Genomic DNA, 17029 nt, shown 5'->3' on the forward strand with positions numbered 1-17029 from the left:
TAGTCTCGCATCGTCCTGCGAATTTGAGCCTCGCCATATTAGCGAATATGAAGGTCCCGGCCACGTTGGAAATTGACAAGCGCACCGGGATTTGTCGAGAGTGAACCCTGCTCCGGCCAATTGGCATGGACGGAGCGTCATGCTAGGCGTTTTGACCAAGCGATAAAAAAATAAGAGTGGGACAGGCTGCATGGCGCAAGCCGCAATCGAGCTGATCGGCATCAACAAGAGTTTTGGCGCCGTGCGCGCCAACCGCGACATCAATCTGGAGATCGCGCGCGGCACCATCCACGGCATCGTTGGCGAGAACGGGGCCGGAAAGTCGACGCTGATGTCGATCCTCTATGGCTTCTACCAGGCCGACAGCGGCGAGATCCGCGTCGGCGGCCAGCCGGCCTCGATCAAGACGCCCAATGACGCGATCGCGCTTGGCATCGGCATGGTGCATCAGCATTTCATGCTGGTCGACAATTTCTCGGTGCTGGAAAACGTCATCCTCGGCGCCGAAAGCGATGCGCTGCTGAAGAAGAGCATTGCCAAGGCGCGCTCCGAACTGGAGCGGCTTGAGCGCGAATACGGGCTGGAAGTCGATCCCGATGCGATCATCGAGGAACTGCCGGTCGGCCTGCAGCAGCGTGTGGAGATACTCAAGGCGCTCTATCGCGGCGCCGAGATCCTGATCCTCGACGAGCCGACGGGTGTGCTGACGCCTGCCGAGGCCGACCATCTGTTCCGCATCCTCAGGCAGTTGAAGGATCAAGGCAAGACGGTGGTGCTGATCACCCACAAACTGCGCGAGATCATGGCCATCACCGACATGGTGTCGGTTATGCGCCAGGGCACGATGGTGGCGACGCGCGAGACAGCCAAGACCACGGTCGAGGAACTGGCCGAACTGATGGTCGGGCGGCGCGTGCTGCTCAGGGTCGAAAAGGGCGAGGCGGAAGCCGGCGGCGTCAAGCTCGCGGTCAAGAACCTGACGGTGAAGGACACGCGCGGCGTCACCATGGTCGACGACATCTCCTTCGATATAAGGGCCGGCGAGATCGTCGGCATCGCCGGCGTCGCCGGCAACGGCCAATCCGAACTGCTCGAGGCGATTTCCGGCATCAGGCGTGCCGTCTCCGGCTCGGTCATGCTCGACGGCAAGCCCATCGACCTGACCGGCGCCGCCGATCCGGGCGAGTTGCGCGACCGCGGCCTGGCGCACGTGCCGGAGGACCGCCACCATGTCGGGCTGGTGCTGGCCTTCGAGGAGAATGAGAATTCCATCCTTGGCTATCATGACGACCCGCGCTATTTGAAGGGGCCGTTCCTCAACATCGATGCGATCCGTGACGATGCCAAGGACAAGATCGCCAAATACGACATCCGCCCGGCGGACTGCCGGCTGAAGACCGCCAATTTCTCCGGCGGCAACCAGCAGAAGATTGTGCTTGCGCGGGAAATGGAACAAGACCCGGGTGTTCTCATCGTCGGCCAGCCGACGCGCGGCGTCGATGTCGGCGCCATCGAATTCATCCACAAGCGTCTGATCGCCATGCGCGACCAGGGCAAGGCGGTGCTGGTGGTCTCGGTCGAGCTGGATGAGATCCGATCCCTCTCAGATCGCATCCTGGTGATGTTTGCCGGCCGCATCGTCGGCGAGCGCGGCCCGGAAGCGACCGAAGGCGAGCTCGGCCTGCTAATGGCCGGCGTCGAGCAGCAGGAGGCCGCGCAATGAGCACGCCTTACGCCAAACTGCCGGCCTGGGCCGACTATGGCCTGATCCCGCTGATCAATCTGTTCGTCGCCTTCGTCGTCGCCGGCTTCGTCGTGCTTCTGGTCGGCGAGAACCCGTTGCGTGCCGCCGTCATCCTGGTCGAGGGCGCCTTCGGCAAGGGCACTGGCATTGCCTTCACCCTGTTCTATGCCACCACATTCATCTTCACCGGGCTTTCGGTCGCCGTGGCAGCGCATTGCGGCCTGTTCAACATCGGCACTGAGGGACAGGCCTACATTGCCGGCCTCGGCATCGCCATCGTCTGTCTTTCCTTCGACAGCACGCTGCCGTGGTGGCTGACCTTTCCGCTGGCCATCGTCGCTGCGGCGGTCGTGGGCGCGTTGTGGGCGCTTATTCCCGCCTATCTGCAGGCCAAGCGCGGCTCGCACATCGTCATCACCACCATCATGTTCAACTTCATCGCCGCCTCGATCATGGTCTACCTGCTGGTGGGCCCGTTGAAGCCGGCAGCATCGCAAGCGCCGCAGACGCGCAACTTCCTCGCCGGAGCGGAATTGCCGAAGCTCAATTGGATCATCGAGCTGTTCGGCGCCAAGATCCGTTCGGCGCCGCTCAACATTTCCTTTCTGCTGGCGCTGGCCATGGCCTTCCTGGTCTGGCTGCTGATCTGGCGCACCAAGCTCGGCTATGAGATGCGCACCTACGGTCACAGCCCAAAGGCGGCGCGCTATGCCGGCATTTCCGAAACCCGCATCATCATCACCGCCATGATGATCTCCGGTGCACTCGCCGGCATGATGGCGCTCAACCCGGTGATGGGCGACCAGCACAATGTCGCCATCGACTTCGTTTCCGGCGCCGGCTTCGTCGGCATCGCCGTGGCGCTGATGGGCCGCCTGCACCCGGTCGGCATCGTCCTGGCGGCGATCCTGTTTGGCATGCTCTACCAGGGCGGCGCCGAGCTTGCCTTCGAGATGCCGGCGATCAGCCGCGACATGATCGTCATCATCCAGGGTCTGGTGATCCTGTTTGCCGGCGCCCTCGAGCACATGTTCCGGCCCTACATCCAGGCGCTGTTCGCCTCGTTCAGTCCGCGATCGGTCGGCATGGAAGCGGTCAAGGGGAAGGGTGCCTGAGATGGACGTGTTCAACGCAATCGTCCAGACACTGGACTCCACCATCCGCCTCTCGGTGCCGCTGCTGCTTGCTTGCCTCGCCGGCCTCTATTCGGAGCGCGCCGGCATCTTCGACATCGGCCTCGAAGGCAAGATGCTGGTCGGCGCCTTCGCCGGTGCTGCGGCCGCTTCCGTGTTCCATTCGGCCTTTCTCGGCCTCGGCATGGCGATCCTGATCTCGGTCGCCTTTGCCATGATCCACGGCTTTGCCTCCATCACCCATCGCGGCAACCAGATCGTCTCCGGCGTGGCGATCAATTTCATCGCCGCCGGCTCGACCATCATTCTCGGCCAGGCCTGGTTCCAGCAGGGTGGACGCACGCCGGCGCTGCAACCGGGCGAGCGCTTCGAGGCCATCACTCTGCCGGGTGCCGACGCCATCCGCGACGTGCCGATCGTTGGGCCGATCTATGCCGAGCTACTGTCGGGTCACTCGATCCTGGTCTATCTCGCCTTCGCGATGGTGCCGTTCACCTGGTGGGTGCTGTTTCGCACCCGCTTCGGCCTGCGCCTGCGCGCCGTGGGCGAGAACCCGGCGGCCGTCGACACCGCCGGCATCTCGGTCGCCTGGCTGCGCTACCGGGCGCTGATCTGCACCGGCATCCTCACCGGCATTGCAGGCGCCTATCTGTCGATGGTGCAAAATGGCGGCTTCGTGAAGGACATGACCGCCGGCAAGGGCTATATCGCGCTGGCTGCGCTGATCTTCGCCAAGTGGAAACCGGTCAACGCCATGTTCGCCTGCCTGTTGTTCGGCTTCCTCGACGCGCTGTCGATCCGCCTGCAAGGCTCGCCACTGCCCATCATCGGCAAGGTGCCGGTGCAGTTCATGCAGGCGCTGCCCTACATCCTCACCGTCATCCTGCTCGCCGGCTTCATCGGCAAGGCCATTCCGCCACGCGCCGGCGGCGTGCCTTACGTCAAGGAACGCTGAGCCGCAGCAGCGGGGCGGCTTGGTGCCGGGTTTTGGACACGATCATCGGAGAGAACACCTGAATGTCGCATGATCTGTTCGAGGCCGCCAAGGCTGCCATGGCCAAGGCCTACGCACCCTATTCGAAATTTCCGGTGGGCGCTGCCTTGCGCACCGAGGACGGGCGCGTCTTTACCGGCGCCAATATCGAGGTCGCCTCCTACCCGGAAGGCTGGTGCGCCGAGACCACAGCCCTCGGCCACTACATCATGGGCGGTGGCGGCAAGATCGTGGAAATCGCCGTTCTTGCCGAGCGCATGGCGAAATGCTCGCCTTGCGGCGGCTGCCGGCAGCGACTGGCTGAATTCTGCCGGCCGGAAACAAAGCTCTATCTCTGCGACAATGCCGGTGTGGCCGAGACCGTGACCATGGGCGAGATGCTGCCCTATGGCTTCCGCGGCGACATTTTGAAATGAACAACGGGCTGAAATGAAGAGCTGGCTGCAATGACGGAAAAGGCTCTGGATCATCTCATCGAAAGACTGGACGGCTTGGCGCCGTTGACAGCGCTGGTGCTGGGTTCGGGTCTGGGCGGGCTGGTCGACCAGATCGAGCATCCGATCCGCATCCCCTATGCCGACCTGCCGGGCTTTCCCAGAAGCGGCGTCACCGGCCATACCGGCGAAGTGGTCGCGGGGCTGTTTGCCGGTGTGCCGGTGCTGATGCTGTCCGGCCGCGCCCACTACTACGAGCACGGCAACGCGGCGGCGATGCGCCCAGTGCTGGAAGTGCTTGCCGGCATCGGCATCACGAAACTGATCCTCACCAATGCCGCCGGTTCGGTCGATCCGGACATGCCGCCGGGCTCGGTGATGCTGATATCGGACCACATCAATTTCTCGGGCACCAATCCGCTGATCGGCGAGCCCAGCGACCGCCGCTTCGTTGGTCTCACCGAGGCCTATGATGCCGACATCCGCAAGGCCATCGAACGGGCGGCGAAAGCGACCGGCACCACACTGCACAAGGGTGTCTACATGTGGTTCTCGGGGCCATGCTTCGAAACACCCGCTGAAATCCGCATGGCGCGCATCATGGGCGCCAACGCGGTCGGCATGTCGACCGTACCGGAGGTCATTCTCGCCCGTTTCCTCGGACTGCGCGTCGCCGCCTGTTCGGTCATCACCAATTTGGCCGCCGGCATGACCGGGGCTGAGCTTTCGCACCAGGAGACCAAGGACATGGCGCCGGTAGGCGGCGCGCGGCTGGCAAAGATCCTGCAGCGCGTGTTCCGCGACGGACTGCTGGAGAGCTGATGCTTCCGCAGGAAATCATCCGCCGCAAGCGCGATGGCCTCAGGCTGTCGGAGCAGGAGATCGCCGGCTTCGTCGAGGGCGTGACGTCAGGGGCCGTTTCGGATGGCCAGGTCGGCGCCTTCGCCATGGCGGTGTTCTTCAACGGCATGAACCGCGACGAGGCGGTGGCGCTGACGCTGGCGATGCGCGATTCCGGTGACGTGCTAGACTGGTCGGACCTGCCCGGCCCGGTCACCGACAAGCATTCGACTGGCGGCGTCGGCGACAATGTCTCGCTGATGCTGGCGCCGATCGTCGCCGCCTGCGGCGCTTATATACCGATGATATCGGGCCGCGGCCTTGGCCACACCGGCGGCACGCTGGACAAGATGGATGCGATCCCCGGCTACACCAGCCAGCCCGATATCGCACTGTTTCGCAAGGCGGTGCTCGAAACCGGCTGCGCCATCATCGGCCAGACCGCTGACCTCGCGCCGGCCGATCGACGGCTCTATGCGATCCGCGACGTCACCGGCACGGTCGAATCGGTGCCGCTGATCACCGCTTCGATCCTGTCGAAGAAGCTGGCGGCCGGGCTGCAATCGCTGGTGCTCGACGTCAAGGTCGGCAACGGCGCCTTCATGGAAAAATCGCGCGACGCCACCGCGCTCGCCAACAGCCTGGTCGAAATCGCCAATGGCGCCGGACTGAAGGCCTCGGCGTTGATCACCGGCATGAACGAGCCGCTGGCGTCGGCCGCCGGCAACGCCGTTGAGGTGCGCAACGCCGTCGATTTCCTCACCGGCCGGTTTCGTGACCGTCGGCTGGAGGACGTGACGCTGGCGCTGGCCGCCGAAATGCTGCAGTCGGCCGGGCTGGTGTCGTCCAATCAGGACGGCATGCGGCGCGCCACCGAGACGCTCGCCAGCGGCCGCGCCGCCGCCACCTTCGCGCGCATGGTGGCCGTGCTCGGCGGCCCGGCCGATTTCATCGAGAAGCCGGAAAAATACCTGGCCGCAGCGGCGACCGAATTTGCCGTCAAGGCGACCGCAAACGGCTTTGTCACTGGCATCGCGACCCGCGACGTCGGGCTCGCCGTGGTCGGCCTGGGAGGCGGACGCACGCGACCGGACGACAAGGTCGATCCCGCGGTCGGCATCACCAGGCTGTTGCCGGTCGGAGCCGAGGTTCGGGCTGGCGAGCCGTTGGCGCTGATCCATGCCCGCTCATTGGCCGATGCCGAGGCGGCGGCCGACGCCGTGCTTTCGGCCTATACGGTCGGCGCTTCGAAGCCGCCCGCCGACAAATCGGTCATCCGGCGGATTCTTCCGCGCGGCTAGGGCAATTCCAGGAAAAGTGTGAAGCGGTTTTCCCAGGAAAAGCGCATAGCGCTTTCCCTTGGGAATTGCGGAAAACGAATAGACCCTTACTGGACGAGCAGCAGCGTGCCGTTCTCGACCTGGTATTTGTCGAGCCGGTTGAGGAAGCTCATGCCGATCAGATTGGTGCGCAGCGCCCTGTCGTCGAGCACGATGGTCTGGACGTCGTTGACCGTGATGCTGCCGATCTGCAGGCGGTCGATCATTGCAACGGCCGCCTTGATGGTGCCGTTGGCGGTGCTGACCTCGTGGCTGAAGTCGGAAGCGTTCAGCGACAGGCCGATCTTGCGCGCCGTCGAGGTGTTGATGGCGACCAGCGTGGCGCCGGTGTCGATCATGCCGTCGACCTGACGTCCGTTCAGCTTGAAGGCCGATGAAAAATGTCCGCGCTCGTCTGCCGCAACGACAACCTTGCGGCCCATCGGCAGCGACGCCGCCGGCTTGTCGGGGACCGATGCCAGGTTGACGTTGGGTTGGGCCTCTTCCGCGGGTTTGCTCGGCGCCACCGATTTCAGCAGGTTTTCGACGAATTGCGGATTCGACTGATACACAATCGGTATCGATGCCGATGTACCGGCGAAAACACCGAGGATGAGAAGCTTGCGCAGCATGGATCGGCCTTTGTGACAGCCGATCCTTAAGCCTGGATGGTGTTTGCCGCTTTAACGGGCGCCAGAAACCCGCCTTTGCGTAAACAATTGGTAAATTATTTGGTCCCGTACATGCGGTCGCCGGCATCGCCGAGGCCGGGCATGATGTAGCCCTTCTCGTTGAGCTGGCGGTCGATCGAGGCGGTGAAGACGGGAACGTCCGGATGCGCCTTGGTGAAACGCTCGATGCCTTCGGGCGCTGCCAGCAGGCAAAGGAAACGGATGTTGGTGGCGCCGCGCTCTTTCAGCTTGTCGATCGCCGCGATCGCCGAATTGGCGGTGGCCAGCATCGGATCGACGACGATCACCAGCCGGTCAGCGAGGTCGCTCGGCGCCTTGAAGAAATATTCGACCGCTTCAAGCGTTTCGTGATCGCGGTAGAGACCGACATGGGCGACGCGGGCCGCCGGCACCAGATCGAGCAGGCCTTCCAGCAAGCCGTTGCCAGCACGCAGCACCGAGGCGAAGACCAGCTTTTTGCCCTCCAGCGTCGGCGCCTCCATGGTTTCCATCGGCGTTTCGATCGTCGTCGTCGTCAGTTCGAGGTTGCGGGTGACCTCATAGCCGAGCAGCAGCGAGATCTCGCGCAGCAGCCGGCGGAAGCCCGCCGTCGAGGTTTCCTTCTTGCGCATGATGGTCAGCTTGTGCTGGACAAGCGGATGGTCGACGACGGTGACGCCCTGCATGATGTTCTCCTGATGCTTGCGCCCGAAAGTGCGCGCCATGGTCCTTTCGGACGCGCCGCGCTTCAAGCTGCTTGAGCGAACCCTAGCGACAATGCGCCGGCCAAGGAACCGCTTGGCCTGCCCCGACCACAGCTTTGTCGGCAGAAATCAGCGTGCCGCACCGTTCAACCGGGCAAGAAGCGCGGTCTTGGTCTTTTTGTCGACGAAAGCGGCTTCGATGGCGGTGCGGGTAACGGCAGTCAGCGCCTTTTCGTTCATCGAGAAATGCTCGCCGGCGATGTCGTATTCGCGCTTTAGCGAAGTCCAGAAATAGGGCGGGTCGTCGGAATTGAGCGTCACCTTGCAGCCGGCTGCCTGCAGGGCCGGAAACGGATGGTCGGCAAAGCTGTCGAACACCTTGAGCGCGATGTTGGAGCCGGGGCAGCATTCCAGCACGACGCCCTCGTCGGCAATGCGCCGGACAAGGTCCGGGTTTTCGATGGCGCGCACGCCATGGCCGATGCGGGAGGGGCGGATGTGATCGAGTGCCGCCTGGACGGTCTCCCAGCCTGTCAGTTCGCCGGCATGGATGGTGATGCCGAGCCCGGCCTCGCGAGCGATCTCGAAAGCCCTGACATAGTCCTCCATCTCGCCGATCCGCTCATCCCCGGCGACGCCGAAACCGGTGACCAGCGGATGCCCGCAGCGCGCTGCGAAACGCGCCGCCTGCTCGATCGACTCGACGCCGACATGGCGCACGCCGGTTACGATCATGCGGCCCTCGATGCCGGTCTTGGCCTTGGCGCGGACCATGCCCTCGCCGAGCGCGTCGGTATAGGCCTTGGGCGACAACCCGGCCTTTCTGGCATGATCCGGCGACGTGAAGACCTCGGAATAGATCGCCCCGTCGCGGGCGAGACTGGTCAGATAATGGTCGGCCAGCCGCGCGTAATCCTCCTCGGTCCGGAACAGGTCGGCGGAAAAATCGTAAGCGGCAAGGAACGATGTGAAATCGTGCCAGACGAAGGAACCGTTCTGGATATAGGGCGAGGTATCCTTGCCGTATTTCTGCGCCTGGCGGATGACGAGTTCGGGCGCCGCTGCCCCTTCAATGTGGCAGTGCAGTTCCGCTTTCAAAGGCATTCAATCATCCCGTCGGTCTGTCCAGGTCTTGAAAACCCGCCACCTGGAAGCGCGGCTGAACACCGCGCCTTAAACAATAGCGCCCGCACCATCGATCGGCTATGGTCCCGCCGGTTTTATGACGGATCAAAAAAATGTCAGTTGAGAGAACCACGGCCGCGGGCGGCATGGAAACCTCCTATGGTTTCAAGCGTGTAGGGGCTGGCGACAAGCAGTCCCTGGTCAACGATGTTTTCCACAAGGTCGCGAACCGCTACGACCTGATGAACGATCTGATGTCGGCTGGCCTGCACCGGCTGTGGAAGGATGCCATGGTGACATGGCTCAACCCGCCGAAACGGGCGGGCTGGAAGGTGCTCGACGTTGCCGGAGGCACCGGCGACATCGCCTTCCGCATCGTCGATGCCAGCCACGGCAACGCCCATGCCACCGTGCTCGACATCAATGGCTCGATGCTGGCCGTCGGCCGCGACCGGGCCGAAAAGAAAGGCCTGTCCGGCAACACCGATTTCGTCGAGGCCAATGCCGAGGAACTGCCCTTCGCTGATGCCACATTCGACGCCTACACCATCGCTTTCGGCATCCGCAACGTGCCGCGCATCGATGTCGCGCTCGCAGAAGCGTTTCGCGTGCTGAAGCCGGGCGGGCGCTTCCTGTGCCTGGAATTTTCCGAAGTCGAGATGCCGCTGCTCGACAAGGCCTACGAGGCCTGGTCGTTCAATGCGATTCCGAAGATCGGCAAGATGGTCACCGGCGACGGCGAGCCCTATTCCTATCTGGTCGAATCGATCGCCAGGTTTCCCAACCAGCAGAATTTCGCGACGATGATTTCCCGCGCCGGCTTCGATCGCGTTTCCTTCCGCAATTATTCCGGCGGTATTGCCGCGCTTCATTCGGGCTGGAAGCTTTGAGGCTGGCTCGCATTTCTCGCACGCGATGTGGTCTGTGCCGGTTCAACGAGCCGGCAGGACGGGCGCGGCCATGAGCACGGTCAGCGCTGGATTTCGGCTCGTAAGGGCCGGCTGGGTGCTGGTTCGCGAGGGCGTCGTCGCCGCCTTGCCGGGCGAGGAGCTATCAGGCCTGCCGAAGTTCGGCTGGCGGCTGGCACGGCTGTTCACCCGCCGCCGCGCCCTTGCCTATGAGCGCAGCGACCGGCTGGCCAAGGCGGTCGTCCGGCTCGGTCCATCCTACGTCAAGCTCGGCCAGTTTCTAGCGACACGGCCCGACGTCGTCGGCAACGACATGGCGCTCGATCTCGCTATGTTGCAGGACAAGATGCACACCTTCCCCAGGGCTGAAGCCGTCGCGGCTATCGAGGCTTCGCTCGGGCGCAAGGTCGCCGATCTCTACGCGCAATTCGGCGATCCGGTCGCAGCCGCCTCCATCGCCCAGGTCCATGCCGCCGACACCATCCATGACGGCGTTGCCACCAAGATGGCGGTCAAGGTGATCCGGCCCGGCGTGCGCCGCCGCTTCTTCCAGGATCTCGAAAGCTATTTCCTCGCCGCCCGCCTGCAGGAAAAATACATCCCGTCGTCGCGCCGGCTGCGGCCGGTCGAGGTCACCGAGACGCTGGCACAGACCACCAAGATCGAAATGGATCTGAGGCTCGAGGCGGCCGCCCTTTCGGAACTGGGCGAAAACACCAAAGACGATCCCGGCTTTCGCGTGCCATCCGTCGACTGGGAGCGCACCGGCCGCGACGTGCTGACCATGGAATGGGTCGACGGCGTCAAGATGAACGACATTGCCGGTCTCGAAGCCGCCGGCCACGATCTGAAGGCGATCGCCGCCAACCTCATCCAGTCGTTCCTGCGCCACACGCTGCGCGACGGCTTCTTCCACGCCGACATGCACCCGGGCAACCTCTTCGTCGAGGCAAACGGCACCATCGTCGCCGTCGATCTCGGCATCGCCGGCAGGCTCGGCAAGAAGGAGCGCCGCTTCCTCGCCGAAATCCTCTACGGTTTCATCACGCGCGACTATCTGCGCGTCGCCGAGGTGCATTTCGAGGCCGGCTATGTGCCGCGCCAGCACAATGTCGCGGCCTTCGCGCAGGCGATCCGGGCGATCGGCGAGCCGATCCACGGCCAGCCGGCCGAGACCATTTCGATGGCCAAGCTTTTGACCCTGCTGTTCGAAGTGACCGAACTCTTCGACATGGCGACGCGGCCGGAGCTGATTCTGCTGCAGAAGACCATGGTGGTGGTCGAGGGCGTGGCGCGCACGCTCGACCCGGCTTTCAATATGTGGAAGACCGCCGAACCGGTGGTCGGCGGCTGGATCGCCGGCAACCTTGGTCCACGTGGCATGATGATCGATGCGCGCGACGGCGCCAAGGCGCTGCTGACGCTGGCCCGCCAGGTACCCGAGCTTGCGGCGCGCACCGACCGGCTGTCGCGCGAGATCGACCTGATGGCCGAGCACGGCCTGCGCTTCGACGAGACAACCGCGCGCGCCATCGGCAAGGCCGAGGCGCGCTACAGCCGCTCCGGCCGCCTGGCGCTGTGGGTGATCGCGCTGACGCTCGTCTATATCGCCTGGAAGATCATCTAGCGGTCTGGAACGGCTTGTCCCAAAGTGATTGCATTGCTATCATTGCATTCGGCAATGTTGAGCAGAGTGCAATCATATGGCCAGCATCACCATTCGCAATCTTGACGACGAGGTCAAGGATATGCTGCGCCAGCTCGCAGCGGAGAACGACCGCTCGATGGAAGAGCAGGCGCGGGTGATGATCCGTGCTGCCGTCGAAGGCCAGCTTGGTTCGGCCGGCCGCATCGATCAGATCGAACAGACCTTGCGCGAACTGGCGAGCGCACGCGGCCTGGCCCCAGTTGTCGCGGGGAAAATCATGCCGCGCGGCCTCTCCAGCAAGCGCATCCTGCTCATCATCGGCGGCGGCATCGCCGCCTACAAGGCGCTTGATCTGATCCGCCGGCTGCGCGAGCGTGGGGCTGCGGTTCGGGTGGTCATGACATCGGCCGCGCAGGAATTCGTTACCACGCTGTCGGTTGGCGCGCTCTCCGCAGACCATGTCTTTACCGACCTGTTCGACCGCAATGATGAGCACGATGTCGGCCATATTAGGCTATCGCGCGAGGCCGATCTGCTGGTGGTGGCGCCCGCCACCGCCGACCTGATGGCCAAGCTCGCCAACGGCCACGCCAACGATCTGGCCTCCACCGTGCTTGTCGCCACCGACAAGCCGGTGTTGATGGCGCCGGCCATGAATCCCAGAATGTGGGCGCATCCAGCCACCCGCCGCAACCGCGCGACGCTACAAAAGGACGGCATCGCCTTTGTCGGTCCGGCCAGGGGTGAGATGGCGGAAAGCAATGAGGCGGGCGAAGGCCGCATGGCCGAGCCGCTGGAGATCGTCGCCGCCATCGAGGCGCTGCTCGATGTCGGCCCCAGGCCGCTGTCGGGGCGCAAGATCATCGTCACCTCCGGCCCGACGCATGAGCCGATCGACCCGGTGCGCTACATCGCCAACCGTTCCTCCGGCAAGCAGGGCCATGCCATCGCGGCAGCACTGGCCAGGCTCGGCGCCGATGTGCACCTCGTCTCCGGTCCTGTCGGCATCGCCGATCCCGCCGGGGTGAAGACCATCCATGTCGAACGTGCGCAAGAGATGCGCGATGCGGTGGAACAGCTCCTGCCCGCCGACGCGGCGGTGTTCGTCGCCGCCGTTGCCGACTGGCGTACGGAGAACTCGGCCGATGAGAAGATCAAGAAGGTCGCGGGCGAAGGGCCGCCGGTGCTGCGCATGGTCGAGAATCCCGACATCCTGGCCGGCGTCGGCCATCACAGCCAACGACCCGGCCTGGTTATCGGCTTCGCCGCCGAGACACAGGATCTTTTGCGCAACGCCGAGGCCAAGCTCAAGAAGAAAGGCGCCGATCTCATCGTTGCCAACGACGTGTCGCAGGGAAGCGGCGTCGGTCCTTCCGGCGTGATGGGCGGCGATCGCAATCGGGTGCGGATCGTGTCCAAGGCCGGCGTCGAGGAATGGCCCGAGATGAGCAAGGACGAAGTGGCGGCTCGACTCGCCGCCCTGATCGCCGAAAGGCTTAAAACGATCGTCGTTTGAGCTGAAAGACGTTCTGCCGCCAGGTTCTGCTGCAGCGACGCACTGCCCCCGCCGCGAGACGGCATCCAGGCGGCATGCTTTAAGTCCAGCAGCTCTGCATGACCTCTGCGGTCAATTGGTCAAAAGCTCGGCGGTCCGGGCAAGCGCGCCGGCGAAGCCATTGAGCGGAATGGAAAAGCTCACCGCTTGTCCGGTGTCGGCCGCGAAGGCGTCGATCTTCAGGGTGGTGCCTGATTTCAGCAGCGGCGTGACGGTCGCATCGAACGCCACCGGCACCAGACAGCCGACGACCTGGCAGGTGTTGAATGCCGGGCTGCCGTCCAGCTTCTGATCGTCGATGGTCAGGCTGACCCCCTTGGCCAGCGCCAGGCCGAACGGCAGCGCGAGCGTTCCCGTGGCATCGTCGCCGGTCTTGCTCGACAGCTCGATCGCCAGCAGGCGCTGATTGCTTTGCTTGTTGAATTGCTGATGCGACAGGCTGCAGGTCTTGGTCGTGCCCGATATCTGGCAATTGACCGTCCAGTCGCCATGGGTTTCGGACAGTGCCGACGCGCCTCCGGGCAGCTGCGGCGCATCGGCGGCGGGCGGCGCCGCGACCACCTTGTCGCCCTTGGTTTGCGCCGCCACGGCCGGCACACCGACGACGCAGGCAACGCCCATCATCGCCAAGAGATATGCGTACTTCCTCATCAAGACCCCTCCCAACCCGGCTCCGCCTCGAGTCAGCTGGAAACTGACCTCGATAGATGCGCTGATGGCGTTCTGTTTAACCGTTTCGCCGAAGGCGCCATTGTACCTGACGGACATGCCGACGCCATTGACGCCATTCCGCTCAAGGCCGGCGCCGACCCGATAGAGCGGCGAATCGACGGCCTCCGTCAAGTGCAATGCGGGTTGCCCGGCAGATTCTCCGCCGCTGCGAAGCGACCTTCGGCGGTCGACAAGCCGATTTCGTTTCGATCGACGCTGGATATGGCACAGCCGGACAGACACCCTATATTAAGGCGAGGATTTCTTTCACCCGGGAATGAGCGGATGTCGGCGCTTCGACCATCAACGATCTTCACATCGGCAATGCTGGCCACGGCAATGCTGGTGGGGGCTTGCCTGCCCGCTTCCGCGCAGGCCCTCGATTCCGCCACCGGCAACAACGCGCTGATCCGGCAGAACGACCTGCAAATCCTGCAAAACAGGGTACAGCGGCAGCAATACCAGCAGCAACAGCAGCAGTACCGTGCCCAGGACCGCCAGATCATCCGGCAAGCGCCGCCGGTCGTGCAGCAACTCAAGCCAAGCTGCCAGACGCAGATAATCGGCACCACCGCCGTGAGCAATTGCCGCTGACATCCAGGCTTTTTTCATTTATTTAGCCGACTTATGTATTCGGAGTGCCTTTCGGCACACGCGAAAGTTTTGGTTTTGCAACGATGCCTTGTCGCGCTATGCGGCATTGCATCGACTGGATTCACGAATGGCAGCCACGAAGAAAAAGGCCGTACGCAAGGCAAAGAAGGGCGAGAGGATCCGTCAGGTGGCGGCTATTCCGTTTCGGCTGAACGCGCGCGGCGATATCGAGGTGATGCTGGTTACCTCGCGAACCACCAGACGCTTCATCGTCCCCAAGGGCTGGCCGATGAAAGGCAAGAGCGGACGCAAGGCGGCCACCATCGAGGCGCAGGAGGAAGCCGGCGTGCTCGGCAAGACGCTGAAGCAGCCGGCCGGCACCTATTCCTACTGGAAGCGGCTGGCCAACCGCTTTGTCCGCGTCGACGTCATCGTCTATCTGCTTGAGGTGACGGAGGAACTGGCCGACTGGCAGGAAGCCAAACGACGCCAGCGGGCCTGGCTGGCGCCGGCCGACGCGGCCATGCTCATCGATGAGCCCGACCTCTCGACGTTGGTGAAGACGCTGAAGCTTCCTCAGCCTGTGCCGGTCGACCAGGCCTAAAGCCTCACTCGCCGGTGTCATCCCCTTCGGGAAACGGGCGCACCGGCGTGCCGGTATAGGCCCACAGCCACTCACGCGGCAGCGGCCCCTTGTTTCGCTCGGCCTGCTGCGACTGCTCCCAGGCATGCGCCAGGATGCCGACCGAGCGTGACAGCACGAAAAGCCCGCGCGTCAGCGGCGGCGGAAAGCCGAGTTCGCCATAGATGACGGCGGTGGCGCCATCGATGTTGAGCGGTATCTTTTTCCCTTTGCGCCGCGCGACCTCCGCCTCGATCGCCTCGGCAATGTCGGCAAAACGTCCATTGACGACACCGCGCGCGGCAAATTCGCGGGTCAGTTCCAGAAGCCGCGGCGCGCGCGGGTCGACGGGATGGAAGCGGTGTCCGAGCCCCGGCACATAGCCCTTATCCTCGGCGAAGAACCGGTCGAGCCGTGCCAAGACGGCCTCCTTCAGCGTCGCACCGCCATCGAGCGCCACGGCAATGTCACCGTAGAAGGAAAGCGCCTGTTCACCTGCGCCGCCATGCACGTCGCCGAGAACGTTGATGGCCGAGGCCATGGCGCTGTTGATGCCGACGCCGCAGGTTGCCGCCATGCGCGCGATGGCGATCGATGGCGCCTGCGGCCCGTGGTCCACCGCAGCACCCAAGGCAATGCCGAGCAGCGCCGCCTGGTCTTCGCTGGGCAGTTCGCCACGCAGCATTAGCCAGATCATCGCTGGGAAGCTGACGCGGCCGATCAGATCCTGGATCTCGTAGCCGCGAAGCCGGATGACGCCCGGCCGCATCTCGATGATATCGGTCTGCCACCATTCCTCGCCGCGCTCGCGGCCAGTCGTCTTCTCCGTGCCGCTCATGCCCGTGCCTTTGCCTTGGCGCGGGATGGCAGGTCCGCGAACACCTCGCCCATATGCTCGCCGAGCGCCGGCGGCGGCTTCGTCGGCAAGGGTGCAACGCCATCGACCATGAAGCCGCCGCGCAGAACGGTCAGCGGCTTGTCCATGCCAGCCACATCATCAAAATTGGTGGTCACCTGGCGTTCGAGGACTTGCGGCTCGGCCAGCACTTGCGGGATCGTCAGCACCCTGCCGGCGGGCACGCCGGCACGATTGAGCGTCTCTTCCCAGGCCGCCGCCGGGGCGTTTCCCAGGGCGTCCTCGATCTCGACTTTTAGCGCCGCCCTGTTGCGCTTGCGCGTCTCGCGCTCGGCAAAGCGGGCATCCCCGGCCAGTTCCGGCCGGCCGATCAGCCGGCACAGCGTCACGAACTGCTCCTGCTTGTTGGCGGCGATGTTGATGAGCCCGTCGCCGGTGCGAAAGGCGCCGGAGGGTGCAGCGGTCATGTTCTCATTGCCCATTGGCCGGGGATCGACACCTGCGGTCAGATAGTTGGAGACAGGCCAGCCAAGTGCGGAAAGCGTGCATTCGAGCATCGAGACGTCGAGAAAGGCACCCTCGCCGCTCGTCTTCTGCCGCACCAGCGCCGAAGCGATGGCGAACGCGCCGACCAGTCCGCCAAGCGTGTCGGCGACAGGATAGCCGACACGCAGCGGCGCCGTTTCCGGCGTGCCGGTGATGCTCATGATCCCCGACAGCCCCTGGATGATCTGGTCATAGGCGGGATTGTCGCGCATCGGCCCGGTCTGGCCGAAGCCCGATATAGCGCAATAGACGAGGCCGGGACGGACCGCCTTCAGCGCCTCGTAGCCAAGGCCGAGCCGATCCATCACGCCGGGGCGGAAATTCTCCACCAGTGCGTCGGCGCTGGCGACCAGATCGAGGAAACGCTCGCGATCGGCTGGCTTCTTGAGGTCGAGCACCACGGATCGTTTGCCGGCGTTCTGCGCCAGGAACGAGGCGCCCATGCCGGCGCTGTTGAGCCTTGGCGAGCCGCCGAGCTGGCGCGCCAGGTCGCCGCCTTGCGGCACTTCGACCTTGATCACGTCAGCGCCGAGCAGCGCCAGCTGATACGCGCAATAGGGGCCGGCCAGGACGTTGGTGAGGTCGAGGACGCGGATACCGGAAAGCAGTTCTGTCATGGCATCAA

General features: G+C 64.1%; 17 protein-coding genes. 11 read left to right on the top strand and 6 right to left on the bottom strand.

Features of this window, described 5'->3' with window-relative positions; translation table 11 throughout:
• The first annotated feature begins 190 nt into the window (after positions 1–190).
• From EJ076_RS31555 to deoA, 6 genes are all read left to right on the top strand, one after another.
• A complete protein-coding gene (locus EJ076_RS31555) occupies positions 191–1723 on the top strand; it encodes an ABC transporter ATP-binding protein (RefSeq protein ID WP_126070501.1) in 1533 nt (510 codons plus the stop codon).
• Positions 1720–2859 carry an ABC transporter permease gene (locus EJ076_RS31560; protein ID WP_126070502.1) on the top strand — a complete coding sequence of 380 codons (1140 nt, stop codon included), beginning with the start codon at positions 1720–1722 and terminating at the stop codon, positions 2857–2859. The genes EJ076_RS31555 and EJ076_RS31560 overlap by 4 nt, the downstream gene beginning before the upstream one ends.
• A gap of 1 nt (position 2860) precedes the next feature.
• Positions 2861–3832, top strand: coding sequence for an ABC transporter permease (locus EJ076_RS31565; RefSeq protein ID WP_126070503.1), 972 nt, complete (start codon positions 2861–2863; stop codon positions 3830–3832).
• A 62-nt stretch (positions 3833–3894) separates the two neighbouring features.
• The gene (cdd, locus tag EJ076_RS31570; RefSeq protein WP_109658878.1) at positions 3895–4287 is read left to right on the top strand and encodes a cytidine deaminase; all 393 of its coding nucleotides are present in this window, start codon (positions 3895–3897) and stop codon (positions 4285–4287) included.
• Between the two features lie 30 nt (positions 4288–4317).
• Entirely contained in the window at positions 4318–5127 is an 810-nt protein-coding gene (locus EJ076_RS31575) for a purine-nucleoside phosphorylase (RefSeq protein WP_126070504.1), read from the top strand.
• Positions 5127–6446: a thymidine phosphorylase gene (gene deoA, locus EJ076_RS31580; RefSeq protein WP_109658876.1), complete on the top strand. Its 1320-nt coding sequence runs from the start codon at positions 5127–5129 to the stop codon at positions 6444–6446. Before EJ076_RS31575 ends, deoA begins: the two co-directional genes overlap by 1 nt.
• A gap of 86 nt (positions 6447–6532) precedes the next feature.
• On the opposite strand, the gene EJ076_RS31585 is transcribed toward deoA, so the two are convergent.
• From EJ076_RS31585 to EJ076_RS31595, 3 genes are all read right to left on the bottom strand, one after another.
• Positions 6533–7096, bottom strand: coding sequence for a TIGR02281 family clan AA aspartic protease (locus tag EJ076_RS31585; RefSeq protein WP_126070505.1), 564 nt, complete (start codon positions 7094–7096; stop codon positions 6533–6535).
• Between the two features lie 95 nt (positions 7097–7191).
• On the bottom strand, positions 7192–7821 hold the full coding sequence (gene upp, locus EJ076_RS31590; RefSeq protein ID WP_023671129.1) for a uracil phosphoribosyltransferase: 630 nt from the start codon (positions 7819–7821) through the stop codon (positions 7192–7194).
• A 147-nt stretch (positions 7822–7968) separates the two neighbouring features.
• Positions 7969–8943 carry an adenosine deaminase gene (locus EJ076_RS31595; RefSeq protein ID WP_126070506.1) on the bottom strand — a complete coding sequence of 325 codons (975 nt, stop codon included), beginning with the start codon at positions 8941–8943 and terminating at the stop codon, positions 7969–7971.
• A gap of 134 nt (positions 8944–9077) precedes the next feature.
• Between EJ076_RS31595 and ubiE the strand changes: the two genes are divergently transcribed.
• The 3 genes from ubiE to coaBC all read left to right on the top strand — a co-directional run bounded on the left by ubiE (position 9078) and on the right by coaBC (position 13036).
• Positions 9078–9854, top strand: coding sequence for a bifunctional demethylmenaquinone methyltransferase/2-methoxy-6-polyprenyl-1,4-benzoquinol methylase UbiE (gene ubiE, locus EJ076_RS31600; protein WP_109658873.1), 777 nt, complete (start codon positions 9078–9080; stop codon positions 9852–9854).
• A 70-nt stretch (positions 9855–9924) separates the two neighbouring features.
• Positions 9925–11499: a 2-polyprenylphenol 6-hydroxylase gene (ubiB, locus tag EJ076_RS31605; RefSeq protein WP_126070507.1), complete on the top strand. Its 1575-nt coding sequence runs from the start codon at positions 9925–9927 to the stop codon at positions 11497–11499.
• Between the two features lie 76 nt (positions 11500–11575).
• Positions 11576–13036: a bifunctional phosphopantothenoylcysteine decarboxylase/phosphopantothenate--cysteine ligase CoaBC gene (coaBC, locus tag EJ076_RS31610; protein ID WP_206438750.1), complete on the top strand. Its 1461-nt coding sequence runs from the start codon at positions 11576–11578 to the stop codon at positions 13034–13036.
• Between the two features lie 111 nt (positions 13037–13147).
• On the opposite strand, the gene EJ076_RS31615 is transcribed toward coaBC, so the two are convergent.
• Positions 13148–13726, bottom strand: a complete 579-nt coding sequence (locus EJ076_RS31615) for an invasion associated locus B family protein (RefSeq protein WP_126070508.1) — start codon at positions 13724–13726, stop codon at positions 13148–13150.
• Positions 13727–14071: 345 nt separating this feature from the next.
• Between EJ076_RS31615 and EJ076_RS31620 the strand changes: the two genes are divergently transcribed.
• The gene (locus EJ076_RS31620; RefSeq protein WP_126070509.1) at positions 14072–14380 is read left to right on the top strand and encodes a hypothetical protein; all 309 of its coding nucleotides are present in this window, start codon (positions 14072–14074) and stop codon (positions 14378–14380) included.
• 127 nt (positions 14381–14507) lie between these two features.
• A complete protein-coding gene (locus EJ076_RS31625) occupies positions 14508–14984 on the top strand; it encodes an NUDIX hydrolase (protein ID WP_126070510.1) in 477 nt (158 codons plus the stop codon).
• Positions 14985–14988: 4 nt separating this feature from the next.
• Here EJ076_RS31625 and EJ076_RS31630 read toward each other — a convergent pair whose 3' ends face one another.
• On the bottom strand, positions 14989–15840 hold the full coding sequence (locus tag EJ076_RS31630) for a citryl-CoA lyase (RefSeq protein WP_126070511.1): 852 nt from the start codon (positions 15838–15840) through the stop codon (positions 14989–14991).
• Complete coding sequence (locus EJ076_RS31635) at positions 15837–17021, bottom strand: CoA transferase (RefSeq protein WP_126070512.1); 1185 nt, start codon at positions 17019–17021, stop codon at positions 15837–15839. Before EJ076_RS31635 ends, EJ076_RS31630 begins: the two co-directional genes overlap by 4 nt.
• Positions 17022–17029: the final 8 nt, after the last annotated feature.

The sequence above is a fragment of the Mesorhizobium sp. M7D.F.Ca.US.005.01.1.1 genome (assembly GCF_003952545.1).
GTDB classification, from domain to species: domain Bacteria; phylum Pseudomonadota; class Alphaproteobacteria; order Rhizobiales; family Rhizobiaceae; genus Mesorhizobium; species Mesorhizobium loti.